General features: G+C 69.8%; 20 protein-coding genes and 3 pseudogenes. 13 read left to right on the top strand and 10 right to left on the bottom strand.

Annotation, left to right across the window (positions count from 1 at the left end; translation table 11 throughout):
• On the top strand, positions 1-2,139 hold the full coding sequence (locus ACH47Z_RS41545; RefSeq protein WP_399084038.1) for a beta-galactosidase: 2,139 nt from the start codon (positions 1-3) through the stop codon (positions 2,137-2,139).
• Between the two features lie 7 nt (positions 2,140-2,146).
• Here ACH47Z_RS41545 and ACH47Z_RS41540 read toward each other — a convergent pair whose 3' ends face one another.
• Together ACH47Z_RS41540 and ACH47Z_RS41535 are read right to left on the bottom strand one after the other, a co-directional pair.
• Complete coding sequence (locus ACH47Z_RS41540) at positions 2,147-3,079, bottom strand: RICIN domain-containing protein (RefSeq protein WP_399083987.1); 933 nt, start codon at positions 3,077-3,079, stop codon at positions 2,147-2,149.
• Between the two features lie 6 nt (positions 3,080-3,085).
• The gene (locus tag ACH47Z_RS41535; protein ID WP_399083984.1) at positions 3,086-3,991 is read right to left on the bottom strand and encodes a hypothetical protein; all 906 of its coding nucleotides are present in this window, start codon (positions 3,989-3,991) and stop codon (positions 3,086-3,088) included.
• Between the two features lie 179 nt (positions 3,992-4,170).
• On the opposite strand from ACH47Z_RS41535, the gene ACH47Z_RS41530 reads away from it, so the two are divergent.
• From ACH47Z_RS41530 to ACH47Z_RS41520, 3 genes are all read left to right on the top strand, one after another.
• Positions 4,171-6,156: a beta-galactosidase gene (locus tag ACH47Z_RS41530; protein ID WP_399083981.1), complete on the top strand. Its 1,986-nt coding sequence runs from the start codon at positions 4,171-4,173 to the stop codon at positions 6,154-6,156.
• A gap of 44 nt (positions 6,157-6,200) precedes the next feature.
• Positions 6,201-8,360, top strand: a complete 2,160-nt coding sequence (locus ACH47Z_RS41525) for an alpha-galactosidase (RefSeq protein WP_399083978.1) — start codon at positions 6,201-6,203, stop codon at positions 8,358-8,360.
• Between the two features lie 108 nt (positions 8,361-8,468).
• Entirely contained in the window at positions 8,469-9,569 is a 1,101-nt protein-coding gene (locus tag ACH47Z_RS41520; protein ID WP_399083976.1) for a LacI family DNA-binding transcriptional regulator, read from the top strand.
• Between the two features lie 61 nt (positions 9,570-9,630).
• On the opposite strand, the gene ACH47Z_RS41515 is transcribed toward ACH47Z_RS41520, so the two are convergent.
• Together ACH47Z_RS41515 and ACH47Z_RS41510 are read right to left on the bottom strand one after the other, a co-directional pair.
• A complete protein-coding gene (locus ACH47Z_RS41515) occupies positions 9,631-10,683 on the bottom strand; it encodes a substrate-binding domain-containing protein (RefSeq protein ID WP_399083973.1) in 1,053 nt (350 codons plus the stop codon).
• 200 nt (positions 10,684-10,883) lie between these two features.
• Positions 10,884-12,093: pseudogene (locus ACH47Z_RS41510) on the bottom strand (IS110 family transposase).
• A 1,038-nt stretch (positions 12,094-13,131) separates the two neighbouring features.
• Between ACH47Z_RS41510 and ACH47Z_RS41505 the strand changes: the two are divergent.
• On the top strand, positions 13,132-13,932 hold the full coding sequence (locus tag ACH47Z_RS41505; protein ID WP_399083970.1) for a hypothetical protein: 801 nt from the start codon (positions 13,132-13,134) through the stop codon (positions 13,930-13,932).
• A 390-nt stretch (positions 13,933-14,322) separates the two neighbouring features.
• Here ACH47Z_RS41505 and ACH47Z_RS41500 read toward each other — a convergent pair whose 3' ends face one another.
• From ACH47Z_RS41500 to ACH47Z_RS41490, 3 genes are all read right to left on the bottom strand, one after another.
• Entirely contained in the window at positions 14,323-14,961 is a 639-nt protein-coding gene (locus ACH47Z_RS41500; protein ID WP_399084035.1) for an ankyrin repeat domain-containing protein, read from the bottom strand.
• Positions 14,962-15,124: 163 nt separating this feature from the next.
• Positions 15,125-15,328: a hypothetical protein gene (locus ACH47Z_RS41495; RefSeq protein WP_399083967.1), complete on the bottom strand. Its 204-nt coding sequence runs from the start codon at positions 15,326-15,328 to the stop codon at positions 15,125-15,127.
• Positions 15,301-15,543, bottom strand: a complete 243-nt coding sequence (locus ACH47Z_RS41490) for a LexA family protein (protein ID WP_399083964.1) — start codon at positions 15,541-15,543, stop codon at positions 15,301-15,303. The genes ACH47Z_RS41495 and ACH47Z_RS41490 overlap by 28 nt, the downstream gene beginning before the upstream one ends.
• 565 nt (positions 15,544-16,108) lie before the next feature.
• Here ACH47Z_RS41490 and ACH47Z_RS41485 point away from each other — a divergent pair.
• Entirely contained in the window at positions 16,109-16,504 is a 396-nt protein-coding gene (locus ACH47Z_RS41485; protein WP_399084032.1) for a DUF6924 domain-containing protein, read from the top strand.
• On the opposite strand, the gene ACH47Z_RS41480 is transcribed toward ACH47Z_RS41485, so the two are convergent.
• Positions 16,455-17,375: a hypothetical protein gene (locus tag ACH47Z_RS41480; RefSeq protein ID WP_399083961.1), complete on the bottom strand. Its 921-nt coding sequence runs from the start codon at positions 17,373-17,375 to the stop codon at positions 16,455-16,457. The two genes, ACH47Z_RS41485 and ACH47Z_RS41480, sit on opposite strands and share 50 nt — an antisense overlap.
• 130 nt (positions 17,376-17,505) lie before the next feature.
• Between ACH47Z_RS41480 and ACH47Z_RS41475 the strand changes: the two genes are divergently transcribed.
• Complete coding sequence (locus tag ACH47Z_RS41475; RefSeq protein WP_399083958.1) at positions 17,506-17,856, top strand: DUF6233 domain-containing protein; 351 nt, start codon at positions 17,506-17,508, stop codon at positions 17,854-17,856.
• Here ACH47Z_RS41475 and ACH47Z_RS41470 read toward each other — a convergent pair.
• The gene (locus tag ACH47Z_RS41470; RefSeq protein WP_399083955.1) at positions 17,853-18,344 is read right to left on the bottom strand and encodes a cupin domain-containing protein; all 492 of its coding nucleotides are present in this window, start codon (positions 18,342-18,344) and stop codon (positions 17,853-17,855) included. The two genes, ACH47Z_RS41475 and ACH47Z_RS41470, sit on opposite strands and share 4 nt — an antisense overlap.
• A gap of 356 nt (positions 18,345-18,700) precedes the next feature.
• Positions 18,701-19,282, bottom strand: coding sequence for a DinB family protein (locus ACH47Z_RS41465; protein ID WP_399083952.1), 582 nt, complete (start codon positions 19,280-19,282; stop codon positions 18,701-18,703).
• Positions 19,283-19,377: 95 nt separating this feature from the next.
• On the opposite strand from ACH47Z_RS41465, the gene ACH47Z_RS41460 reads away from it, so the two are divergent.
• The 6 genes and pseudogenes from ACH47Z_RS41460 to ACH47Z_RS41435 form a co-directional block, all read left to right on the top strand.
• Positions 19,378-19,569 (top strand): hypothetical protein, encoded by a 192-nt coding sequence (locus ACH47Z_RS41460; RefSeq protein ID WP_399083949.1) that lies wholly within the window; start codon positions 19,378-19,380, stop codon positions 19,567-19,569.
• 161 nt (positions 19,570-19,730) lie between these two features.
• Positions 19,731-20,090 (top strand): annotated as a pseudogene (locus tag ACH47Z_RS41455) (hypothetical protein); the annotation flags it as partial.
• A gap of 676 nt (positions 20,091-20,766) precedes the next feature.
• The gene (locus ACH47Z_RS41450; RefSeq protein WP_399083947.1) at positions 20,767-21,333 is read left to right on the top strand and encodes a dihydrofolate reductase family protein; all 567 of its coding nucleotides are present in this window, start codon (positions 20,767-20,769) and stop codon (positions 21,331-21,333) included.
• Between the two features lie 221 nt (positions 21,334-21,554).
• A complete protein-coding gene (locus ACH47Z_RS41445; RefSeq protein ID WP_399083944.1) occupies positions 21,555-22,451 on the top strand; it encodes an aminoglycoside phosphotransferase family protein in 897 nt (298 codons plus the stop codon).
• A gap of 277 nt (positions 22,452-22,728) precedes the next feature.
• Entirely contained in the window at positions 22,729-23,505 is a 777-nt protein-coding gene (locus ACH47Z_RS41440) for a hypothetical protein (RefSeq protein WP_399083941.1), read from the top strand.
• Between the two features lie 210 nt (positions 23,506-23,715).
• A pseudogene (locus ACH47Z_RS41435) lies at positions 23,716-24,001 on the top strand (aminoglycoside phosphotransferase family protein); the annotation flags it as partial.

The raw sequence follows: 24,001 nt of genomic DNA, 5'->3' as shown, positions 1-24,001 counted from the left end.
GTGACCACCCTTCCGCCCCGCGTGCTGTTCGGGGCCGCCTACTACCCCGAGTACCACCGGATGGACCGCATCGAGACCGACCTCGACCTGATGGCCGAGGCCGGCTTCACGGTGGTGCGCGTCGGCGAGTCGGTCTGGTCCACCTGGGAGCCGGAGAACGGCCGCTTCGACCTGGAGTGGCTGCAGCCGGTCCTCGACTCCGCCCACGCCCGCGGCATCACCGTGGTGCTGGGCACCCCGACCTATGCCGTCCCCCCGTGGCTGGCCCGGCTCCACCCGGAGATCGCCGCGGAGGACGCCACCGGCCGCCGTGCCCCGTGGGGCGCCCGCCAGGAGATGGACATCACGCATCCCGCCTTCCGCTTCCACGCGGAGCGCGTGGTCCGCCGCATCCTCGCCCGCCACGCCGGCCACCCGGCCGTGATCGGCTTCCAGGTCGACAACGAACCCGGCTGCCGGCTGCCGCACAACCACGGCGTGTTCCAGCGCTTCGTCGACGACCTGCGGGCCCGCTACGGGGACGTGGAGACGCTCAACCGGGAGTGGGGACTGGTCTACTGGTCGCACCGGCTGACCACCTGGGCCGACCTGTGGACCCCGGACGGCAACGCGCAGCCGCAGTACGACGTGGCCTGGCGCGCCTTCCAGGCCCGGCAGACCACCGAGTTCATCACCTGGCAGGCCGACCTGGTCCGGGAGTACGCCCGGCCGGACCAGTTCGTCACCACCTGTCTGCACTACCACCATCCCGCCCTGGACGACGACCGGCTGACAGACCGTCTGGACATCGCGGCGGCCAACCCGTACTACGAGATGCAGGACGCGCTGGCACTGCCCGCCGATCCGGACCGGCCGCTGCACGCGTGGCTGGCCGGAGGCGTATGGGGGCTGTTCCAGGAGGCGGACCGGGCCTGGTCCTCACGCCAGGAGCCCTTCCTCGTCACGGAGACCAACGCGCAGGCGGTGGGCGGCACCCACGACAACCGTCCCGCCTACGACGGACAGTGGCGGCAGGCGGCCTGGGCGCTGGTCGCCCGCGGGGCGCGCATGGTCGAGTACTGGCACTGGCACACCCTGCACTTCGGCGCCGAGACCTACTGGGGCGGGGTGCTGCCGCACAGCGGGCGTCCCGGCCGCGCGTATGCCGAGCTCGGCCGTCTGGGCCGTGAGTTCGCGGCGGCCGGCGAGCTGGTGGCCGGGCTGGAGCCGGACGCCGACATCGCCATGGTGTACTCGCTGCCGAGCAAGTGGCTGATGCAGAAGTACCCGCCGCTGGCCGCCGCGGACAACAGCCCCGACAACCGCTCCTACCACGGCCTGTTCGACCCCTTCTACCGGGGCGCGGTGGAGTCAAGCCGGCAGGTACGCATCCTGCACGCCCGGCAGCTGCACGACCTGGAGGACCCCGGCGGGGGTCCGGCCCCCGACGTGGCCGCACGGCGCCACCCGGTGCTGGTCGCCACCGGACTGTACCTGGCCGACGACGGTCTGTTGGACTGGCTGGCCGCCTACGCCGAGGCGGGCGGCCACCTGGTCCTCGGCCCGCGCACCGGCTATGCCGACCTCGAGGGGCGCGCCCGGCTCGAACCCGCGCCCGCGCGGCTGTCCGGTGCGGCCGGGGTCTACTACGAGGAATTCAGCAACCTCTCCGCCGAACTGCCGCTCCGGGCCGTGCCGGAGAGCCCGTTGCGGCTTCCGGCGAGGGCCCGGGCGACCCGCTGGGTGGATGCCCTGGTCGCCGACGGCGCCGAGGTGCTGGCCGGGTACCGGCACCCGCACTTCGGCCGCTGGCCCGCGGTGACCAGCCGCGTCCACGGCCGGGGCCGGGTGACCTGCGTCGGCACGGTCCCCAACGGGGTCGCGGCCCGGGCGCTGATGGCGTGGCTGGTGCCGAAGCCGTGCAGCGGCTGGCGCGACCTGCCCGCCTCGGTGACGGCCTGCACCGGGACCGCGCCGGACGGCCGCCGCGTCCACGTCGTGCACAACTGGAGCTGGGAGCCCGCCTCCGCCGTCGCGCCCGGTGACCTGGTGGACGTGCTCGCGGCCGGGACAGGCGGCGCGGCGAGGAGCGCTGTCCCGGCCGGGGCCTCGGTCGAGCTGGGGCCCTGGGACGTGCGTGTCCTCGCCGCGGATCGGTGACATGGCGTCAGTTCAGCTGCCATTTCTGGTTGGCGGCCCCGGTGCAGCTCCACAGCTGGACCAGGGTGCCGTCGGTGGTCCCGCCCCCGGTGGCGTCCAGGCACAGCCCGGACAGGGCGCTGGTGATGCTGCCGTCGGAGTTCAGTTTCCACTGCTGGTTGGTGCCACCGGTGCAGGACCAGATCACGGCCTTGGTGCCCGAGGTGGTGCCCGCGCCGTAGGCGTCCAGGCACATCTGGGAGCTGCCCGAGTACACCGTCAGCTGCCCCGAACTGGTGGCCGTCCAGCGCTGGTTGGCGCTGCCGATGCAGTCCCAGAGCTGCACCTGGGTGCCCGCGGTGGTGGTGGCGCCGGGGACATCGAGGCACTTGGAGGCGCCGACGGCGTGCAGGGAGCCCGTGGCCGCCGCGCCGGAGGGGTGCAGTTGGACCACGACGATCGAGTAGGGCGGCACGGTCTGCTGCGAGGGGCCGCCGGTCGCGGCCGAGCTGAGGCCGCCTGCGTTCTTCAGGTACGACCAGACGGTCGGAGTGGCCGACGCGGGGGTGAAGCCGTTGTAGGAGAGGGCCACGTTCGCCGCGTTGTTCGGGTCCTTGTTGATCAGCATGACGTCGAGGTCGCCGTTGCTGCGGCGGACGGCGTGGGCGCTGACCAGCGAGGTGGAGCTGGTGGACGACAGCATCGTGTCCCCGGGGGCGCCGAGCTTGGTGATCAGCTGGAGGCTGTAGTACGGGGCGAAGGGCGTGTTGAGGGCGGGCTCGCAGGAGGCGCCGCTGGAGACGAGACCGCCGTCGGCGTAGTCCGTCGCGCCGTCGACGTTCGTCACCGAGGAGCAGTCGGTGCCGTTGCGCAGGTCCCACCAGTCGACGTTGAAGATGCCGTTCTCCCACCAGGTCAGGTACTCGTCCGGGGCGAACAGCGCGTTGGGCGCGGTGTCCACGTCCCGCTAGCCGTTCGTCTCGGTGATCGCGATGCCGACGTTGGGCGCGTTGCTGCCGGCGTACTGGTTGATGAGCGAGCGGACGGTGGAGGTGATCCGCGGGATGTCCGCCTGCGGCTTGGTCAGCAGGTCGCTCTCGCTGGTGGTGCTGGGGTAGTGGTGCACGATCACGAAGTCGATCTTCGGGCCGGCGATGGAGAGCACGGTGTGGTTCCAGTCGGCGGTGTCGCCGGGCCCGGTGATGCCGTCGGGCCAGCTGCCCGGAGTGGTCAGGACCGCGCCGATCTTGACACTGGGGTCCACGGCCTTCATCGCGGAGACGAACTGGAGCAGGTTGGTGGCGTAGGTGGTGGCGCTGTGGCTGCTGTGCTTGTCCAGCTCCCAGCCGCTGCCGTTGCTGTACTCGCCGTTGCCGGGGACCTCGTTGCCCACCTCCCAGTACTTGATCCCGTAGCCCTTGGTGATGTTGGCGTAGCGCACCCAGGCCGCGGCTTCGTCGGGGGTGCCGGAGCCGTAGTTGACCGTGATGACCGGCTGCGCGCCGGCGGTGCGGACGGTGCCCATGAAGGCGTCGAAGCCGGTGTTCGGGGCGACGTACCCGCCGTTCTCCTCGGTGTTGGTCTGCCAGTGGTAGGCGTCGGAGACGCTGCCGCCGGGGTAGCGGACGGCCTTGAAGCCCGCGCCGGCGATCAGCGAGGGCGTGGCCGAGGAGTTCATCTGCCCGTCGAAGACGGCGGTGTTCACGCCCGAGCCGATGGACGGGATGGAGCCCAGCGGCCGGTTCGCGTCCACGGACACGGTCACCGCGGTGTCCGCGTGGGCGGCGGGAACGCCACCGAGGAGCGCAGCCGTCGAGGCGAGCAGCGCTGTGGTCAGGCCGGCAAGGGCGCGGGTGAGAAGCGTTCTGCGCACAACCACCTCCGCAAGAAAGTTTCTTGGTTGTTTCCAAGTAATTTCTGCGGCAACGTACTGCTTGGGCATGAGCGCGTCAATGACTTCCGTCCGACTCCGGACCTCCCCGGCGGCGTATGCGCGCCGGGCGCACCCGCCCCTTCAAGAAAGTTTCGTTCATACGTCCGCGAGGAGTGCCATTGTCCGCACAACAACTGAGCCGGCGCCTCCGGGGCCTGGCCTTCGGCGGCGACTACAACCCCGAGCAGTGGGACGCGGCCGTCTGGAAGGAGGACGACGAGCTCATGCGCCGAGCCAGGGTCAACCTGGCGACGGTCGGCGTGTTCTCCTGGGCCCTGCTGGAGCCGGAGGAGGGCCGCTACGACTTCACCTGGCTCGACGCCCACCTGGACCGGCTGCACGCCAACGGCGTGGCCGTCGACCTGGCCACGCCCACCGCCTCCCCGCCGCCGTGGTTCTCCCTGGCACATCCCGACGCCCTGCCGGTCACCGCCGAGGGGGTGCGGCTCACCCACGGCAGCCGCGACACCTACTGCCTCGCCGCCCCGGCCTACCGCGCGGCGGCCCGCCGCCTCGCCGCCGCGCTGGCCGAACGCTACGGCGACCACCCGGCGGTGGCGCTGTGGCACGTCCACAACGAGTACGCCACGCTGTGCTGGTGCGACCACGTCGCCGCCGCCTTCCGGACCTGGCTGCGTGCCCGGCACGGTTCCCTCGACGCCCTCAACGAAGCCTGGGGGACCGCCTTCTGGAGCCAGCGGTACGGCAGTTGGGAGCAGGTGCTGCCACCGCGCGCCACCCAGTGGCACCGCAACCCCGGGCAGAGCCTCGACTTCCGGCGGTTCTGGTCCGACGAGGTGCTCGGCGCCTACCGGGAGCAGCGCGACGCGATCCGCGCCCGCAGCGACCGTCCGGTGACCACCAACCTCATGCTGCCCGGCTACCAGAACCTGGACCTGTGGGCCTTCGGCGGCGAGGTCGACCTGGTCGCCATCGACCACTACCCGGTCGCCCCCGGTCTGGACGCCGCCGCCGACACGGCGTTCGGCGCGGACCGCGCCCGTTCGTTCGGCGGCGGCCGGCCGTGGCTGCTGATGGAGCAGGGCACCAGCACCGTCTACGACGGAGACCGCGTGCTCGGCAAGGAACCCGGGGAGATCCTGCGGCACTCCCTCGGCCACATCGCCCGCGGGTCGGAGGGCGCGCTGTTCTTCCAGTGGCGCCAGTCCCCCGCGGGCGCCGAGCAGTGGCACTCCGCGATGGTCCCGCATGCCGGCCCCGACAGCCGCGTCTTCCGCGAGGTGGAGCAGACCGGCGCGGCCGTGGCCCGCCTCGGTGAACTCGCCGGCTCGACCGTGACCGCCCATGCCGCGGTGCTGCACGACTCCGACGCCTGGTGGGCCCTCGACGTGGACGGCCTGCCCTCCGCCGAACTGGACTACCACGACGCGCTGCGCCGCGCCCACCGCGCGCTGTGGGACGCAGGCGTCACCGCCGATCTCGCGCACCCCGGACAGGACTTGAGCCGCTACCGCCTGGTGCTCGCCCCCGCGCTGTTCCTGCTCACCGACGCGGCCGCCGGCAATCTGCGCCGCTACGTCGAGCACGGCGGCACCCTGCTCGTCCAGTACGCGAGCGCCTGCGTCGACGAACGCCTGCACGCCCGTCTCGGCGGCTATCCCGCGCAGCCGCTCCGCGAGGCGCTGGGCGTCCGGGTCGAGGAACACCGGCCGCTGCGCCGGGGCGAGCGCATCGTCCTGTCCGACGGGACCGAGGCGGGCTCCTGGTCCGAGAGCCTGCGCACCGACAGCGCCGAAACCCTCGCCCGCTACACCCACGGCATGCTGACGGACCGACCGGCGCTGACCCGCCACCGGTTCGGCTCCGGCCAGGGCTGGTACCTGTCCACCCGGCTCGACGAGGCGGCCTACACCGCCCTGGTCCAGCGGCTGGCCGCGGAAGCCTCCCTCGAACCGGAGTCGCCCGGCCTGCCTCAGCACGTGGAAGCAGTGACCCGCCACGCCGTCGACGGACGCGCCTGGCAGTTCCTGCTCAACCACCGCCGCGACACGGTGCCGCTGCCCGACCCCGGCCACGACCTGCTGACCGACACCGGGGTCAGCGAACTGCCGCCCGGCGGCTGCGCCGTACTCCGAAGGTTCTGAACTCCCCTGCCACCCTTGACCGTTCCTCCGGAAAGGAAATCCCCGTGACCGAAGAATCCCCCACCATCCGCTGGGGCCACGATGCCCTCCACCTGGAGATCGACACCGACCCGGACGGCCCGCCACGGCTGCGCAGGATCGGCGTCCCCGGGCAACTGCCCGCGGAACCGCCCGCGGCAGCGCCCCTGCCGCTCGTCGAAGCCACCACCACCAACCACGGCCACCACTGGTCCGGACACCGGGTGATCGACACCGTCATCGGCGCCGACCTGCGCTACCGCGGGCACACCGCAGCCCGGGACGGCGACTGGCACCGGCTGACCGTCCAGCTCCATGACCCGGCCGGCGGACTGGCCGCGGAGGTGGTCCTCAGCTCCCCCGACGGCGTCCCGGCGCTGCGCAGCCAGGTTGTGATCCGCAACGAGAGCACCCGGAGCCTGCGCCTGGAGTCCGTCACCTCCCTCGTGCTGGGCGGCCTCACCGCGGATGCGGACCTCGAGGCGGCCGACCTGCTGTGGGCGGAGAACGACTGGCTCGCCGAGTACCGCTGGCAGCGCCGGCCGATGCGGCTCAGCTCACCGGTCCTCAGCGGCCGCGTCCACTACCGGTACGGCAAGGGCGGCTTCGCCGTCGCCGGGCAGGGCACGTGGTCCAGCTGCGACCGGCTGCCGATGGGCGGGCTGACCGACCGCCGGACCGGCCGGACGTGGGTGTGGCAGATCGAGCACAACGGCGGGGGCTGGCACTGGGAGTGCGGCGAGCACGACGACTCCGCATACCTGGCCCTGTCCGGCCCGAGTGCCGGGCGGCACGGCTGGTCCCGGCTGCTGGAGCCCGGCGCCTCCTTCGAGACCGTCCCGGTCGCGATCGCCTTCGGCGTCGAAGGACCCGACGAGGCCTTCGCCGCGCTCACCCGGTACCGGCGCGCCGTCCGCCGACCGCACCCCGACCACCGGCGCCTGCCCGTCATCTTCAACGACTACATGAACTGCCTGATGGGCGACCCGACCACGGCCAAACTGCTCCCCCACATCGACGCGGCCGCCGCGGCGGGTGCCGAGTACTTCGTCATCGACGCCGGCTGGTACGACGACGACGAGGGCAACTGGTGGACCAGCGTCGGCGCCTGGGAGCCCTCGTCCTCCCGCTTCCCCGGGGAGCGCGGCATCCACGAGGTGCTGGACCGCATCCGGCAGCTCGGGATGGTCCCCGGCCTCTGGCTCGAACCCGAAGTCGTCGGCGTGACCAGCCCGTTGGCCCACTCGCTGCCGGCGGAGGCGTTCTTCCGCCGCGACGGCGTCCGGGTCGTCGAGACCGGCCGCTACCACCTGGACCTGCGCCACCCGGCCGCACGCGACCACCTCGACCGGGTGGTGGACCGCCTGGTCGGCGAACTCGGCATCGGCTACCTCAAGTTGGACCACAACATCGACCCCGGGCCGGGCACCAGCGGGAACCCGGGCGAGGCTGCCGCCGACGGCCTGCTCGGCCACAACCGCGCCCACCTTGACTGGCTGGACGGCGTCCTGGACCGCCACCCCGACCTGGTCCTGGAGAACTGCGCCTCCGGCGGCATGCGCACCGACTACGCGCTGCTGTCCCGGCTCCAGCTCCAGTCCACCAGCGACCAGCAGAACCTCGCGCTCTACGCGCCGATCGCGGCCTCCGCGCCCACCGCGGTCACCCCCGAACAGGGCGCTGTCTGGGCCTACCCGCAGCCGGAGGACACCCTCGACGAGGTCGCATTCACCATGGCCAACGCCCTGCTCGGGCGGATTCACCTGTCCGGTCGGCTCCCGGAACTGTCGTCCGCCGCACAGGACTTGGTCGCCGAGGCGGTGGCCGTGCACAAGACCCTGCGCGCCGACCTGGCCACCGCGCTGCCCACCTGGCCGCTCGGACTCCCTGCCTGGGACGACCCGTGGATCGCCCTCGCCCTGCACACCCCGGCCACCACCTACCTCACTGTCTGGCGCCGCCCGGACGGGAAGGACACCACCGTGCTCCCGCTGCCGCGGTTCCGTGACGCCGCCGTACGCGCGGAGGTGCTGTACCCCTCCACCAGTCAGGCACGCTCCCAGTGGAACCAGGAGAGCGCCGCCCTGACGCTGACCCTCCCCGCCGCGCCGTCCGCCGTCGTGCTCCGGCTCGTCCCGGAAACCGGCGGGCAGAAGGCCGCGGGACCTGCGACGCCGACCGGGTGAAGCATGAGGGCTCCGCCCCGGGCCGGGGATGCCAGAATGACCCCAGCAGGCACGCTCGCGCGTCGCAGCCGTCCCTCCCGTACCAGGAGGCGGGTCCCGGGTGGAGCCATGGTCGAGAAAGGGGCGAACGTGACGGACAACGGATCGGGCGAGCCGACGGCGGACGAGCAGAGCTCTCCTGACGACAAGCCGGGTTCCGTCACCATCGCCTACATCGCGGAGTCCGCCGGCGTCTCGATCCCCACCGTCTCCAAGGTGCTCAACGGTCGCTCGGGAGTCTCCGACCAGACCCGGGCCCGCGTCGAAGAACTGATCAACCGTTACGGCTACCGGAAGTCGGTGGCCAACCGCGCCAACGTGGTGGAGTTGGTCTTCCGGGAGCTGGAGAGCCTGTGGGCGGTGGAGATCATCCGCGGCGTGGAGCGGGTGGCGCGCAGGAGCCGCGTCGGCGTCATGGTCTCCGAGCTCGCGCTCCACGACAGCCAGCCCATGTCCATCGACGCCACTGTCAGGCGCCGTCCCAACTGCGTGCTGTCCGTGTCCCAGCTCTCGCAGAAGGAACGCGATCAACTGGAGGCGAAGGGCATCCCGTTCGTCGTCATCCACCCGATCAACGACCTGCCGGACGACGTGCCCTTCGTCGGCGCCACCAACTTCCGCGGCGGCCACACCGCCGTCCGGCACCTGCTCGGCCTGGGACACCGGCGCATCGCCATGATCACCGGCCCGGACCACCCGTACTGCCTGGCCCGCAAGGCCGGATACCTCGCCGCCCTGGCCGAGGCCGGCGTCCCCGCCGAGCCCGACCTGCTGGTGCAGACCCAGCTCACCCGCGAGGAGGGACACGCGGCCGCCCGCGACCTGCTGTCCCGCGGCGACCGGCCCACCGCCGTGTTCACCGCGAACGACCTCCAGGCCGCGGGCGTCTACCAGGCCGCCCGCGAGCTGGGCCTGTCCATCCCGGCGGACCTGAGCGTCGTCGGCTTCGACGACCTGCCCATCGCGGCCTGGGTGGAACCACCGCTGACGACCGTGCATCAGCCGCTGACCGAAATGGCCGTGGCCGCGACCGAGTTGGCTCTCGCGCTCGGCCGCGGCGAGGAGGTGGGCCAGGTCGGCCTCGAGATCGCCACCACTCTCACCGTCCGGGCCAGCACCGCCCCGCCGAAGGCTCGCCCGGCGCGGGCAGCCCGCAAGGAGCCCAAGTAGCACGGGAACCGCTGTTCACGGTGCGCCGCCGGGCAGTGCCGCCGACTGCGGCGACAGTCGCTCAGGACGCCGGCGGGGCGGTGCTGTCCCGGACCACCAGTGACGTGGCGATGTCGAGCCTTGTCTGCGGCACGTCCTCGCCGCTGCCGAGAGCGAGGGCGAGTTCCGCGGCCGCCCTGGCCATGGCCGTCAGCGGCTGGCGCACGGTCGTCAACGGCGGGTCCATCCACGCTGCGACGGGAAGGTCGTCGAAACTCGCCACACTCAGGTCCCGGGGGATCGACAGGCCGAGTTCCCGGGCGGCCTGATAGAGGCCGATGGCCTGCATGTCGCTGGCGGTGAACACGGCGGTGGGCCGGTCCGGACGGGACAGCAGCTCACGTGCCGCCGCATATCCGTCCTCACGGGTCAGCTCGGTGCGAAGGAACAGATCCGGCTCCCGCCCGAGGCCCGCCTCCTGAAGCGCGGAGGTGTACCCGGCCACCCGGGCGACGCAGAACGAGTGGTCGGGCCCGCTGATCATGCCGATGCGCCGATGTCCCAGGTCTGCCAGATGCCCGACCGCGGCCCGTGCCCCCTTCCAGTGCGTCGCGCTCACGAACGGCACGTCCTCGGCAAGCTCCTCGGCCGGGTCGAACACGACGAAGGGGATTCCCTGGGCCCGCAGTTGCTCCCGCTGGCCCTCCCGCAGGAACGTGACCGACAGCACATCCTGCCCGCGCTGCCCCCCGCTGCCATCGAGGTACACCGCGGTCGCCCGGTCGAAACCGAGCTCCGAGAACACCACCCCGACGCGGTTCTCCCTGGCGACGCGTTCCACACCGCGGAGGATCTCCGCCCCCCACATGTGCACCAGCTCCGGGAACAGGATCTCCACGATGTCGCCCTGGTCACCCCCGGCCGAAGGCTCGCGGTGAGCGTGCTTTCTGATCAGCTCCCCGAACCGTCTCCGGCTGCGGTCCCAGGTCCGGGAACCGTCCTCGAGCACCGAGAGCGCGGGCACCGGCACGCCGTCCATGGGCTCGGGTATGTAGGCGATGGTCGGCCACGGCGGATCCACGAGGCGCGAGCGCTCGTGACCGACCGGGGCACCTGCGGATTGAGTATCAGTCACAGCAGCAATTCCTGTTCACCGTGGCCTGGCCGCCCCTGTCCAGCCAAGAAGCCTGTGCAGGAGCACTGGGACACAGGCTATTCACCAAGTCCTCCGTGCAACAGCTCCCGAAACAAAGCGCTCCGCCCGGACACACACAGGGGGCGGGCTCGGCTCTGCCCCGGCGGTTCCGCGGGCGGGGGGTGCCTCTATGTCCTTGGTCAAGCCTGAGGGGCTTGTGCGACGGTCGGTTCGGGGACTCGTGGTTCGTAGAAGGTGCCATCGCGGAGCATCGCGAACAGCACGTTGATCCGCTGGCAGGCCAGGCGGATCAGGGCTTGGGTGTGGGTCTTTCCCCTGGCCCGGCATTTGTCGTGGTAGGTGCGGAAGGCGGGGTCGTGCAAGGCGGCGAAGGCGGAGAGGAACATGGCCCGTTTGAGCTGCCGGTTTCCGCCTCGTGGTGCGTGTTCGCCGTGGATGGAGGTCCCCGAGGATTTCGTTGTCGGGGCGAGGCCGGCGTAGGAGGCGAGATGGGAGGCGTTGGGGAAGCTGGTGCCGTCGCCGACGGTGACCAGCAGGACTGCGGCGGTCCTGACCGCGACCCCCGGCATCGAGCTCAGGACCTGGGAAAGAGGGTGCTCCTCGAGCAAGGCTTTGATCTGGGCTTCCAGGGCCCGGCGCTGTTCGTGGACGGCGGCCAGGGAGGGGATCACGACGTCGAGGGTGCCGGTCCCCGGAACGACGACGGTCTGTTCGTCGAGCGCGTCGAGGATCTCGTCGATCAGGCGGGCGGCCATGCGTGGGGCCCTGGGTCTGATCACCTCGACGAGTCGGCGGCGTCCGGCTTTCCGCAGGGCGGCTGGGGAGCCGTAGCGTTCCAGCAGCCAGGTGACGACGGGGTCGTTAAGACGCGGCCCGAGGACGCGCTCCAGGCTGGGGTGGAACTGGGTGAGCGGGCCGCGTATCCGGTGGGGGGTGCGAGTGGCCTCGGCTGCGAGGTCCTGGTCGAAACCGACCAGCACGGTCAGTTCGGCGGTGATCTCGTCGGTGAGCTCGAGCGAGCGCAGCGTGTGCGGCATCGTCCGGGCGGCGTCGGCGATGACCGCGGCGTCGTTCGCATCGGTCTTCGCCTCGCCCGGCTAGAGATCGGCGATCCGCCATCGCCAGGCCGGGCAGGCAGGCGACCTTGCAGCCCGCGTCCCGGGCCACGGTCAGCGGGAGGGCACCGATGGATGCGGGCTGGTCGACGATGACGAGCACGGTGCCGAACTTCGCGGCCAGCTTGTCGAAGACGGCCCGCAGCTTCGGCTCGCTGTTGGGTAGCTGCTTGTCGAAGACCTTCTTGCCGGCCGGGGTGAGTCCGTGGCCGTGATGAGCGGTCTTGCCGACGTCCAGGCCGAGGAAGACGCCCACGTCACCGGTGTCGAACATCGTGCTCCCAACTGCTTCGGTGTGGTGCTGGCCGGGGAGTTGGCGCCGTACGCGCGCATCCACGTTATGCAGACCTGCCGCCCGCAAGCGGCCGGGCATTGCGCTCGGCCGGGCGGTAGTCGGACCTCTCCTCAGCGACGAGTCCAGCGATCACCGTCGGCGACAACCCGGTGACCCGGTACTCCGCCACGATCAGCTCACGCGCCCCAGCCCCCACCATGCCCCGTTCAACGAGCTACCTGAACGCTGAGCCACGGCCAACCGTGACGAGGTCGTAAGAGGCCGCGTGGACAGACATGTGGTCAGGGGACTGGTCCAGGTTCGGCTTCACACCGGGGCAAGGCGATGGAGCAACTCAACCAGGTTGTTCGTGCGCAGATTCACCTGTCCGCGGCCGTCTCCAGCCAGATGCGGTTGCCGCGTTTGGCGTCGGAAGCTGACTCACCGTCTGTGGCCGTGACCTCCACCAGGAGGCGCTCTGGCTCCCGCGTGTGCTCCTGGCGGCCGAAGGCGTCGCCGGAGGCCTGTTGCGGTGGGAGACGGTTGGGCAGATCTTCGGCCGACACTGGGCAGGTTCTGCCTGACCGCCGGGTTGCCATGGTGACGGCAGTGATGATCGCGAGGTCCCGTCCAGTTCAACTGCACAGACCCAGGCCAGGACACACATACCGCACAGATTCACAAGGCCGACGACACCGGCATCCCCGGGAGGGCCGGCTCACGTGCCGGGCTGCACGACAAGCAGGCTCTGGCGCTGCCGCCCTCTTAACACGGATCGGTCATGGCTTTCGTAGCGACACGCGGCAGGCAAGGGGTGAGCAGGCGTCAGTAGATCATCCAGGGAGGCTAATGGTCATTCAATCTGCCTGGTCCTCGGGTCGCTTCACATTCTGACAGGGCAGCAGGCAAGGCCGTATATCCCCCGATCGGCCCCTGCCGCACAGCTTTCAATATGACCGGATATGACAGCTGTGAGTACTTTGATCGCAGTCGGCTGACGAGCCGGCATCTCCGAGATATCCAGACAGGAGAAGCGACATGAAGCTCGCTCGTACCACCATGGTGACCGCAGGTGTCTCGGCCGCCGCGGCACTCGCCGTGACCGGCATCACCTACGCCTCGGCGGCCCCCGCCCAGGCGCCCCAGGCGGCCCCGGCCGCCGTCGCCCCGGCCGCCGCCTCGGCAGCGCCCTCCGGCGGCGACTCCGGACAGAACAAGACCAACAACAACGAAGCGCAGGGCAAGGGCAACGAAGGCAAGGGCAACGAAGGCCGGGGCGAAGGCCGGCGCGAAGAAGGCCGGCGCCACGAGGACAGAGGCCGGATCGAGATCAACGAGCGGTCCTACTCCGCCCACCCCGGCGACTGCATCACCGTCATCAGCGGCCTGGGCGCCAAGACCCTCAACATCCGCAACGACAGCCACAAACGCGTAGAAGTCTTCCGCGGAGCCGTCTGCGACAACGGCGCCCCCATCGCCACCGTCGGCCCCCACAGCTCCTCCAACGGCGTCTGCCCGAGATTCAAGGACGAGGACGAGAAGGGCGAGCACGAGAACTGCGAGGAGCGCGAGCACCACGAGAAGGGCGAGCACGAGGAGAAGGGCGAGCACCACGAGAAGGGCGAGCACGAGGAGAAGGGCGAGCACCACGAGAAGATGGAGGACGGCGTGAAGGTCAAGAACGGAGTCATCGCCAGCTTCCGCGTGGTCTGCGACCACGACGACCGAGGCGACCGCGGTGAGGGCGGCGACCGCGGTGAGGGCGGCGACCGCGGTGAGGGCGGCGAAGGCGGCTGGGGCGGCGAGGGCGACTGGGGCGGCGAGGGCGGCTGGGACTGACCCGAAGCCGACAGCACAATACGAGGCCCCGGCCCGCCGGAATCGGGCCGGGGTACTCCCATCCCATTCTCCGACAACCCACGCGCCAAGCGCGCACCGCCGGCCCGGACACCAGACATCACACCCCTGGTGCCCGGGTCGGCGCCCTTGCTCCCGCCAGCCCACCCACCTGGGGTTCTCCGCCCCGAACGCTCCCCGCGGGCACATCTGATCGCGCCCTCGCCACCCGTTTCCCTCCCGGCGTTTCCACCGCCCCGAACGGAGGAACAAGCTGGGACACCGGTCCGCTGTCCAGTACCAAGCCGGTGTCGGCCAGGTCAACGTGGCACGATGCCCGGACTTGTCTGAGACAGGACATGTACGTTCCTTCCGGCCACCCGCACGGGTGAATCAGACACGCGTATTGTCGATCTTGGAACATCCTTGAGGCGTCACCCGGTAGTGCTCTCCGCCGCCGTAGTCCATCCGCGAGCTGGCGTTCACATGCACGTAGTCGTGTTCGAGGTGATAGAAAAAGCCGCCCATCATGCCGATCACCTGAAAGAAGATCTTCACGGACGGCCCCTCCGTGAGAGGGGACAGCGGCGGCAGCAGGTGCTCGATCTCCTCGAAGCAGCGGCCGGTCGTCTCCCGCAACAGCGAGTGGAAGTGGCGCTCCAGTGCGCCCGAAGGGGCGGGAAGCTGCCGCACCGCGACTGGTTCCAGCAGCTCCAGCAGATGCGTGTGCCCTCGCCTCCGCGCGACGTCGACGGCGCGCCGTCCGTCCCGCGTGCGCTGCGTCCGCCAGGCGCCGTGCGCGATCAGCCTGGAGGCGACGGAGAAGTCCGCGCCGTGCCAGGCCGCCTGATGCAGCGCGGTGAAGCCGCTGCGGTTGCCGGGCCGGGGGAGGTTGGCCCACCCCGGATTCTTGCCCAGCACCTGGAAGAGACCGTTCCAGTCGGCGTCCCGGGCCATGTCCGCGAACTGGTCCCGCTCGTCCAGGTACCATCCGTTGAATCGCTCGCGGTCGGTGACGCCGTCCCAGTTCATGGTGATCACGTCAGCACGCTAACCCTCCCCCGCTTGGTCCTCCTCGGCGGCCCCAGGGCTCCCGGAAGACCACGCTGCGTCCGTTGGTGGCCGAGCAGCTGGGGCTGACCCGCCAGACGTCGTCAGGGATGGCGCCGGGATCGGAGCCGGAACGCACGGGGACCTACCGCTGGTCGGGCCATGAGTCCAGGACGACGCCGCTGTCCTCGTCGGACAGGGTGACGCGGGCGTCGGACAGGGTGCGCCGGTACAGGCGGACCCAGTCGTCGAACTTGTCGCGGGCGACGTCCTCGCTCCACCACCAGCCGTGCTGCACCGACCGCTCGGGGGTGGCGAGCATCAGGTGGTAGCCACCCGGGCTGGCCATGCGAGCCGGATCCCTCTCGCCCGGCCCGGCTCACGGACGATCGCCTGCTTCGTCTCCGGCTCGACCAGCCGGTAGTGGACGCTGGCCCGGCTGCGCATGCCGGCCGCTTCCCCGATCTCCTGCATGGTCGGCGCCTCGCCGCGGTCGGCGATCGCCTGCCGGATACAGCGCAGCACGCGCTCCTGGGTGTCGGTGAGGTGCTCTACACGGTGCATACTCAGACTAGAGAACGTGTTCGAATCTTTCGGCAGGCGAAGACACGGCAGCGCGGAGAGGAGCGGACAGGTGTCCTCCGCCATTGAACCTTGACCGGTTGCCACCCAACCTTGACCAACGCCAGTTTGTGACAGGGAAGTCTGATCGCCGCGGGTCAGCGGCAACCAGCGGCACAATGCCGGCCCTCGGATGGTCCTTCGCCGGCCATCGGCAAGGATGACAATCGGCCCATGAGTTTTCTGCAGGAGAAGGTAGAGCGGAACGATCTGATCAGGGTGGTGATCACTGGTTCGCCTGCCCCGCAGCAGTTCACCGCGATCGTCGAAGAGGTGTACTCGGCACGGGTCTTCGATGGCAACGTGGGATCGGAGATCCGCTTCGTCGGCAAACCGACCCACTGGGGCCAGCGGTCACTCGCCGTGGGCCAACGCGCGCTCCTCTTCATCAGCCGTGTCTCCGGCAGGTGGTACGAGGACGCCTGGGAGGGCGACCTTCCCATCGAGGAGATCGACGGCTCCGAGTACGCGCTGAGGAGACAGGCAGCACGAGGCGCACGTCCACTTCATCGACGATCCGGCCTGGGCGGAGGCGACCGTCGACGAGGTGCTGACTGCGGTGTGCGGCGACGACAACCTGGCCGTTGTCTTACTCGCCGACCGTACAACCATGCAGGCCGAAAGCCTCGCGCTGCCGGCGGCCACCACACTGATGAGAGAGGACCGTGTGGACAGGGGATCTACCGGTCCTTCTGAACGGGGTTCACGAAACTGCGGACAGAGCCAGATTCAGGGTTGCAACCGGCCTTGCGCGCTGCTCTTCAGCCGTCGGCAAGGGCCGCACCGGCCATGCCCTGCCATCGCGCGGTGGGCCCGGCCATTGCCGACGGCGCGCCGTGGCGGTGGGCTCGGGGTCAATAGTGCTCCCCGCGGGAGGGGTGCGTCCGTAGGCCCAGGCCGGTGAGCCACAGCTCGCCGTCGTCGCCCGCGCTGATGTCGTGTGCCTTCAGTTCGTCCGGACAGGTGGCTTTGCGGGCGCGGCACTCGGCGATGGTGAGCTCGGCGAGCAGCCGGGGTGCGTAAGGATCCGTTTCCGGCAACTCGGTACGCCACCACTGGTGGTCCTCCTGGATGCGCCATCCGCGCTCGCGCATCCGTGCCTGTCGCTCCTCGGTCTGTTCGGTGCCCCGGTCATGGATGCCCACGGCCAGCTCGCGTCCGTGGTCGGCTGGTGAGTACGACACGATCATGTCGCGGCCCCAGTCGCGGGCGGTCCACAGATTGAAGCCGATCCAGTCCCCTGGTGCCTGCACGGGATACTGCTCCACCCACGCGGCGAGCATGAGCTCAAGTCCCGTGACCGCATGATCCCAGTTACCGGCGACCATCACGCCGTTGTACGTCGACGGCGGAGCGAATCCAGGACCCTTGCGGTCGAGCTGCCATATGTAGGGCAGCGCGTCGAAGCCGTGTGGCTGCCCGTCGCGTCCGGGGTGAGTCCGGTCGAAGGTCCGCCATTCGTCACGTTCGAAGTCATCGGCGTCGTGCACCGACAGCTCGGCATGCGTGTGGTCGCCGGAGAGCAGCAGGACCCGTTCAGGGGTGCACCAGCGCACGCTTGGCCCCTTGACGGCGCCGCCGAGCAGGGTCGGCGTGCCGATACGCGCCACGATCGCCTCGTACACCGGGCGCAGGGCCTCGCGCCGGGCGAGACGATCCGCTCCTGCGGGGTAGGTCAGGACAGGGACCGGCTCTGAGCCGACGCCGCCGGAGAGGGTGAAGAGGGCTTCCGCTACGTCCCCGGCGGGGGCTGCAGAGTCACTTGCGTTAGTCATGTGGATCATCGTCGCAGTCTCGGCCTGTTCGAGTACGCCTGGTTGCGTACAAGAGGGGCCTGCCGCCCACGTATCGCTCACGAAAGGGCGGCCAGAACCAAGTAGCGCGCCCAGCCACAGGAGCGGGCAGGTGAACCAGCCGACCTCGCGTCTGGACATGCTGCGGTTCGCCCGCCGCGTCGTCGAGCAGCAGCCCGCGCGGCAGCTGGCCCTCATCGACCGGTGCATCGCCGACGAGGAACGCCGCGAGCGCGAACGACGGCAGGGCGAGGAGCGCCGGCCGACGGAGCCGGAGTTACTGATCCGGTACGGGCTCAACCGCAGCAACGTCGACGCCGTACACGTAGGCGGCTGCTGGGCGGCCACCAACGGCGGGCGATGCCGCCCGGCGACCCGGCACCAGGCACTGACGCACTGCGCGGTCAGGTACCGGCCCTGCCCCCACTGCCGACCGGACACGGCACTCGGCATCCTGGACTAGGGCCTGTCCGACGGAACCGGGTAGGAGCTGGTCCGGTAACGGCTGCGGAATTCGGCCAGCAACTCATCGGTCGCTTCGTCCCCGGCGCTCACGGCGGCGTGGACATCGCGGAAGTAGTTTTCGTAGCCAGCAGGGGTGTAGAGGCACAGGGCGTGTGCGGGGACCGCTCCTGCGTTGCGGAAGCCGTGCGGGGTGCCGCGCATCGCGGCCAGCAGATCTCCAGGGCCGGCCGTTACCTCGCCGTCGCCGGTGTGCAGTGTCAGCTCGCCCTCGAGGACGTAGAAATACTCGTCGTGTCCTTCGTGCACGTGTGGCCTGGCGCCGATGGTGCCAGGGGCGAGGCTGAACTCCTCGAAGGCGAAGCGCCCGCCCGTGTGCTCGCCGGTGAGCCGGAAGAAGTGCGCGACTCCGGCGACGTCAATGAGCTCACCTTCCCGGGGGCGGCGCAGCAGCGGACGGGTGGGAACAGGGGACTGATCATCGGTCATGGGTGCATTGTGACTCAGGGGGCAGTGCCGTGCGGGCGGCAGAACCACGGCAGAGTGAGGCCCCAATTGAGCGCATTCCCCGGCTGAAAGATCGTCGAGTTGTGCCCAGGTAGATGATCGGCTTGGGCGCGGCTCGTGACTGCCTTGAGTGATCTCGTACGCCCGGACCGCTATCCGCGCTCTTCCCGCTATGACCCCGGCTGGTTGCTCGACCTGGACATGGGGCCGAACCCGTTGTGGCTGTTGGGGGACCTATGCCGGGACCTTGATCTGCATCCCGGGATGCAGATTCTCGACCTCGGCTCCGGCAAGGGCGCCACGTCGGTACTGGTGGTTCGCAGGCGGGCAGCAGGAACTCAGTAAGCCTTGATTGGTGCGGCCGTCCTGGCGGCCTGTTCGATCTTCGCACAGTAGGCTGCACGGGCTTCCTCGTCGATCTGCTTCTCGAGTTCGGCGAATGACCCGGTCCGGCCGTCGAGGCCCTCGCGCAGGATGTCGGCGTGTCCGGCGTGCCGGATGGACTCGCCAAGGACGTGGACCATGATGGCGAACAGCTTCGTGTCGGGCTCCGGCCACCACGGCACGTGGCCGGGGGCGTCGAGGGGAAGCTCGTTGATCGTCGCGTCCGAGTGTTCCCACGTGCGCCGGTAGAACCCGATGATCTGATCGCGGGTCTCGTCCTCGGTCGCCCACAGATCGCTGCCGTCGTGGTCCTGCCACCGGGGCAGTGATTCCGGGGAAGGGCGGTCGAAGACCTCGCCGAAGTACCGGGCCTCGACGCTGGCCACGTGTTTGACCAGGCCGAGGAGGTTGGTCCCGGTCGCTGTCAAAGGTCGGCGGGCGTCGTATTCGGATAAGCCGTCGAGTTTCCAGAGCAGCGCCTTGCGGTGCCGCCGCAGTCCCTCGTGCAGGTAGTCTTTCGCGAATTCATCGATCATGCGGCATGAGCCTGCCATGGGCTGCTCGTGGTCTCAACCCGTGCGACCCCCGCGCGAGGACCCGGTCATCGTGCTGCCGGGTTGCGGCGTAGTCGGTGAGCAGCGAGATCGCCGACGTCCCCGACCCGGACCAGTTCCTCGCGCAGGTCGGCGCTGTTCCTCGCTGGCTCGACCGAGTGGAAGACCTCACCAGCCGCTCACCTATCCGCTTGGCCCTTGAGGCGCTGGAGCGCGGACTCGCCGTCCACATGGGCCGCGTCAAGGGACTTCACAAAGCATCACCCTGACGAGCCGAAGTCAGTAAGGGCTCGCAGAGAATCAACGTGCTGCTTCCCGTGATGCGGCTCGTTATTGTGATATAAGCGTCTCCGATGAGGCCTGCGGTCAACTCGCTGTGAAGTTCGGGGTGTTGTTCCCGTATCTGGACGAGCGGCAGCGGCGGCTGGTGATGGCGGCAGAGGCCCGCATCCTGGGGCACGGCGGTATCCAGGCGGTCGCGCGGGCGGCCCAAATCAGCGAGACGACGGTCCGCAAGGGCGTAAACGAGTTGGTGGCCGGCGAGGAGCCTCTGGGCCGGATACGCAGGCCCGGTGGCGGCCGGAAGAAGGCCGTGGACCTTGATCCGGGTGTGCGCCTACATCACGGGATCTACGGCATCGCCGCGAATACCGGCTGGGTGAGTGTCGGCACCGATCACGACACGGCCGCGCTCGCGGTCGCCTCGATTCGCCGGTGGTGGCAGGCCCGGGGCCGGCACGACTACCCGGCCGCTACCCGTCTGCTGATCACCGCGGACGCGGGCGGGTCTCCATCACCGCGCCGGGTCGTGGGGATTTCCCTTGAATCCGCACGTCCAACGGCGCGTTCCATGCGTCAGTGCGTGGTCGGGGCGTGCTCCAACGCGCCTCCGGGTTCAGCCTGAGAGCCCTGGCCACCCGCACCGGACTCTCCGCAGGCCATCTTTCGCGGCTGATGGCCGGTGAACGCTTCGGATCTGGCGTGGGTAGCGTGTGGGCATGACCAGCGGCCGAAGGCAGCGTCGGGACGGTTCGTCCAAGCGCGTCCAGCTGACGAGCGGGGACCAGGGCGGGCCGAAGGACAAAAAGTCCAAAGGCCGACGGGCGAAGACCATCAGCCCCGGCGGCAAGGCCGCTCATGCCGCGGGTCTGCGCGAGGTAGAACGCTTCCGGGAGTCCATCCCATCCGTGCTGCCGAACAGCGTCGGGCAGCACGCCGGAACCCAACGTATGCAGCACCGCTCCCGGCCGACGCCGTTCAGCAGATGGCCGTGGAAGAGCACCCCGTCGACGCTCACGCCGCGCTGCACGTTCACCTCACGCAGTGCCTCCAAGCAGCCCAGCACCACGACTGGAGCCTGCTCACCCCGAGCACGCGGACTACCGGCGAGCCCAGATCGCGCACCGATGAGTTTCCCGCGCCGCGCTGGTCTATACGCCGGACACCCACGGACGGAAGGCTGGGCCATGCGGAAACTGATCTACGGCATGAACCTGACCCTGGACGGCTACATCGCCGCGGCCGGCGACGACATCGGCTGGAGCGGACCGCCGAGCCACGAGCTGTTCCAGTGGTGGCTCGACCACGAGCAGGCGAGTGGCCTGTCGCTGTACGGGCGCAAGCTATGGGAGACGATGAGCTCCTACTGGCCGACCGGCGACCAGCAGCCCAACGCCACCCCGGCGGAGATCGAGTTCGCGCGGAACTGGCGGGACACGCCGAAGGTGGTGTTCTCCTCGACGATCGACAAGGTCGACTGGAACACCCGCCTGGTCACCGGCGACGCGATCGCCGAGATCACCCGGCTCAAGGCCGAGGACGGCGGCCCAATGGACATCGGCGGCGCAACGCTCGCCGGGGCGGCCATGCGCGCCGGGCTGATCGACGAGTACGTGATCGCCGCCCATCCGGTCCTGGTGGGCGGCGGCACGCCGTTCTTCACCGCGCTGGAAAGCTGGGTGAACCTGAACCTGGTGGAGACGCGGACGTTTCCCGGCGGCGTGGTCCTGACCAGGTACGAGACGAGGCGCTGAGCAGCAGCACCCAACACGCTTTAACTTCACGGTGATGTCGTACACGACATCGGTACGACACGGCCCGTGAGATTACGACATCAGCAGCGAGACCCTATTCCGTCCCAAAGCCTCTGATCTGTAGCTCTCTGAAACCGAATTGGTGGTGTCGGAGGGATCACAGCCAGATGTTCCGGAGAGCGAGAACTCCTCCGCATGCCGCCTCAGTACTGTGACTTCGCATGACCGACATCGAGATCGAGATCACCGCAGACCTGGTCCGCGACCTGCTGCAGGAGCAACATCCAGACCTTGCGGGGCTGGCCATCCGCGAGGTGGCGGGCGGCTGGGGCAACCAAATGTGGCGTCTCGGGGACGAGTTGGCCGTGCGCATGCAGCGCATGGACCCCACCCCGGAGCTCCAGTTCAAGGAGCGGCGGTGGCTACCCGTGCTGGCTCCGCGCCTGCCGCTCCCGGTGCCGACTCCGGTGCGGTTCGGCGAACCGTCCGAGCGCTTCCCCAAGCACTGGACCGTGATGACGTGGGTTCCCGGCGAGCCGCTGGACCACGGCTCGATCAGCCGCGGCGCCCACGCGGCCGACACGCTGGCGGGCTTCCTCCGGGCGCTCCATGTGGAGGCGCCCGCCGAGGCGCCGATCGCTACGGACCGCGGTGCCCATCCCAGGAACTGCACGGACGGCTTCGAGAACTTCTTCCAGGCCGTTGCCCCCGACGACATCGCTGCCGACGTCCGGGCCGTCTGGGACGACGCCGTTGCGGCCCACGCGTGGGAGGGCCCGCCGGTGTGGGTGCACGGCGACCTCCATCCCGCGAACGTCGTCGTCTCGGGCGGAACGCTCTCGGGCATCGTCGATTTCGGTGACATGTTCGCCGGCGATCCGGCGTGGGACCTCGCCGCCGCATGGGTGCTGCTTCCCGCGGGCACGGCCTCACGGTTCTTCGACATGTACGCGCATGCAGACAAGGCAGCGATCCGGCGCGCCCGCGGGCTGGCCGCGATGAAGAGCCTCTTTCTGATGCTCATGGGGCAGAACGGAGATCGGGGCCTTCCCGGCGGCAAGCCGAACTGGGGACCTGTAGGCCGCGCGGCACTTGATCGTGTTCTGAAGGGCGTTTGATGCGCGCTTCTTTGAACTTGTTCTCGATCTTGGGTGAGGGTCACGCGGCAGTCCACCTTCGTGGGTTCATCGATCATCACGCGTAGTGGGGATGCCAAGGTCCACGGCCGTATGCTGCCCGTGGCCCCATCGAGCTGGCGGAGCTTCTCCTCGGCGCGAGCCAGCCTGACCTGGAGACCTTCGGCCTCGCCGAGCAGCGACCACCATGTCCGACGGCCCTGTGGAGGGGCGCTGCAGGCCACCGCTGGGAGTCGATACGGCCCGATACTCTCCCGGTATGAGCGACACCGCGGAGATCGTGGACATCCCGGAGTACCTGGACTTCGAGCTGGTCGCGAGTGAGCAACTCGCCCGCGAACCGGCCTTCTGGCTCGTCCACCTGCTGGTGACGATGGGTGACCTCTCCGCCGATGCGGATGAGTACGGCGTCACGCCGTCGGCGTACGAGGCGATGCTGGAACGCCTCAGCGATGCCGAGCAGCCGTGGCCCGTGCTCCGCGTGCCTTTCGGCGGCGGACACACGGCCTTCGCCGTGTATGCCAACTTCGAGGACGAGAACACCGTCGAGTTCGCAATACGCCACCCTGCATGGGGCCGCCTCGGGCATCTGGGGCAGTGCGGCCCCGAGTCGGCCGGCCCCGGACTGTCCTGGGCGGAGCTGACCGCCATCGCCGCGAGCGTGCCGGAGAGCGCGTCGGACACCGGGGGTCTCGTCGATCCGGCACAACGCCTGCTGCTCCTGCTGCCCATGCTCGGGGACTCGGCCACGCCAGAGGAGGCGTGGACTGTCGTGGCGCGAGCCCTCTCCAACTGCGGAATACCTGGAGACGTGGCCCTCCGGTTCGCGCGGGAACTGCTCGGGACGGAGGCGGACGACCGGCATGTGGAACCGTTCTGGACGGTGGCCGGGGACAATCCGGTGCCCGTCTGCTCCTCCCGCTACAGCCCGCGCCAGGTCCCGATCGCCCTTGGCATCACTCTGAATCAGGCTCAGGCCCTGGCCGACGCGCTCCGCGGCGACGGCCAGCCCACTTGTGAGCTTTGTTGGTCGTAGTCGCGAGCGATCAACGTCGTGAGTTGACCCGACGGGGGTGGGAGCCGTCCCCGGACGACTGGGCCGAGGTCGAGGACTATGTGGGCTCGGCGCTGCCGAGCGACTTCAAGGCGTTCCTTGACGCCTATGGCACTGGCGCGATCTGTGGAGAGCTGGTGGTTTTCCATCCCCGAGGGTCCAGCCCGCTGCTGGATCGGATGCGGAAGATCCACTGGGTTCGACGCGGCTCCGAGGCCGATCCGTCTTACCGCAGACGGCCGCGAGCAGCTGACCTTCATCCCGGGCGACGTCGCTCTACCGCCGTTTCCGCGCCGGGTGATGACCGAGACCGCGTTGAGCTCGGTGGGAAGCCTGTTGCGGCGCCTGCACGACGCCAGCGCGGCCATCGCGGTTGACGCATGCGCTGAGTGGCCCCGATCCCTGGCCGACCCGGCGGGAGGAACGATGCTGTGCCACAACGATGTGTGCCCGGAAAACGTCGTCTTCCGCGACGGCC

This window comes from Streptomyces sp. NPDC020192 (genome assembly GCF_044388685.1).
Lineage (GTDB): Bacteria > Actinomycetota > Actinomycetes > Streptomycetales > Streptomycetaceae > Streptomyces.
Note: the sequence above shows the minus strand (reverse complement) of the source record. Positions and strands in the feature narration are given on the sequence as shown.

Excerpts from the sequence above, each read along its gene's own strand:
- ACH47Z_RS41520 (WP_399083976.1), top strand. The coding sequence starts at position 8,469 with ATGGTCGAGAAAGGGGCGAACGTGACGGACAACGGATCGGGCGAGCCG.
- ACH47Z_RS41505 (WP_399083970.1), top strand. The coding sequence starts at position 13,132 with ATGAAGCTCGCTCGTACCACCATGGTGACCGCAGGTGTCTCGGCCGCC.
- ACH47Z_RS41500 (WP_399084035.1), bottom strand. The coding sequence starts at position 14,961 with ATGAACTGGGACGGCGTCACCGACCGCGAGCGATTCAACGGATGGTAC.
- ACH47Z_RS41495 (WP_399083967.1), bottom strand. The coding sequence starts at position 15,328 with ATGGCCAGCCCGGGTGGCTACCACCTGATGCTCGCCACCCCCGAGCGG.
- ACH47Z_RS41490 (WP_399083964.1), bottom strand. The coding sequence starts at position 15,543 with ATGCACCGTGTAGAGCACCTCACCGACACCCAGGAGCGCGTGCTGCGC.
- ACH47Z_RS41480 (WP_399083961.1), bottom strand. The coding sequence starts at position 17,375 with ATGACTAACGCAAGTGACTCTGCAGCCCCCGCCGGGGACGTAGCGGAA.
- ACH47Z_RS41470 (WP_399083955.1), bottom strand. The coding sequence starts at position 18,344 with ATGACCGATGATCAGTCCCCTGTTCCCACCCGTCCGCTGCTGCGCCGC.
- ACH47Z_RS41465 (WP_399083952.1), bottom strand. The coding sequence starts at position 19,282 with ATGATCGATGAATTCGCGAAAGACTACCTGCACGAGGGACTGCGGCGG.
- ACH47Z_RS41450 (WP_399083947.1), top strand. The coding sequence starts at position 20,767 with ATGCGGAAACTGATCTACGGCATGAACCTGACCCTGGACGGCTACATC.
- ACH47Z_RS41445 (WP_399083944.1), top strand. The coding sequence starts at position 21,555 with ATGACCGACATCGAGATCGAGATCACCGCAGACCTGGTCCGCGACCTG.
- ACH47Z_RS41440 (WP_399083941.1), top strand. The coding sequence starts at position 22,729 with ATGAGCGACACCGCGGAGATCGTGGACATCCCGGAGTACCTGGACTTC.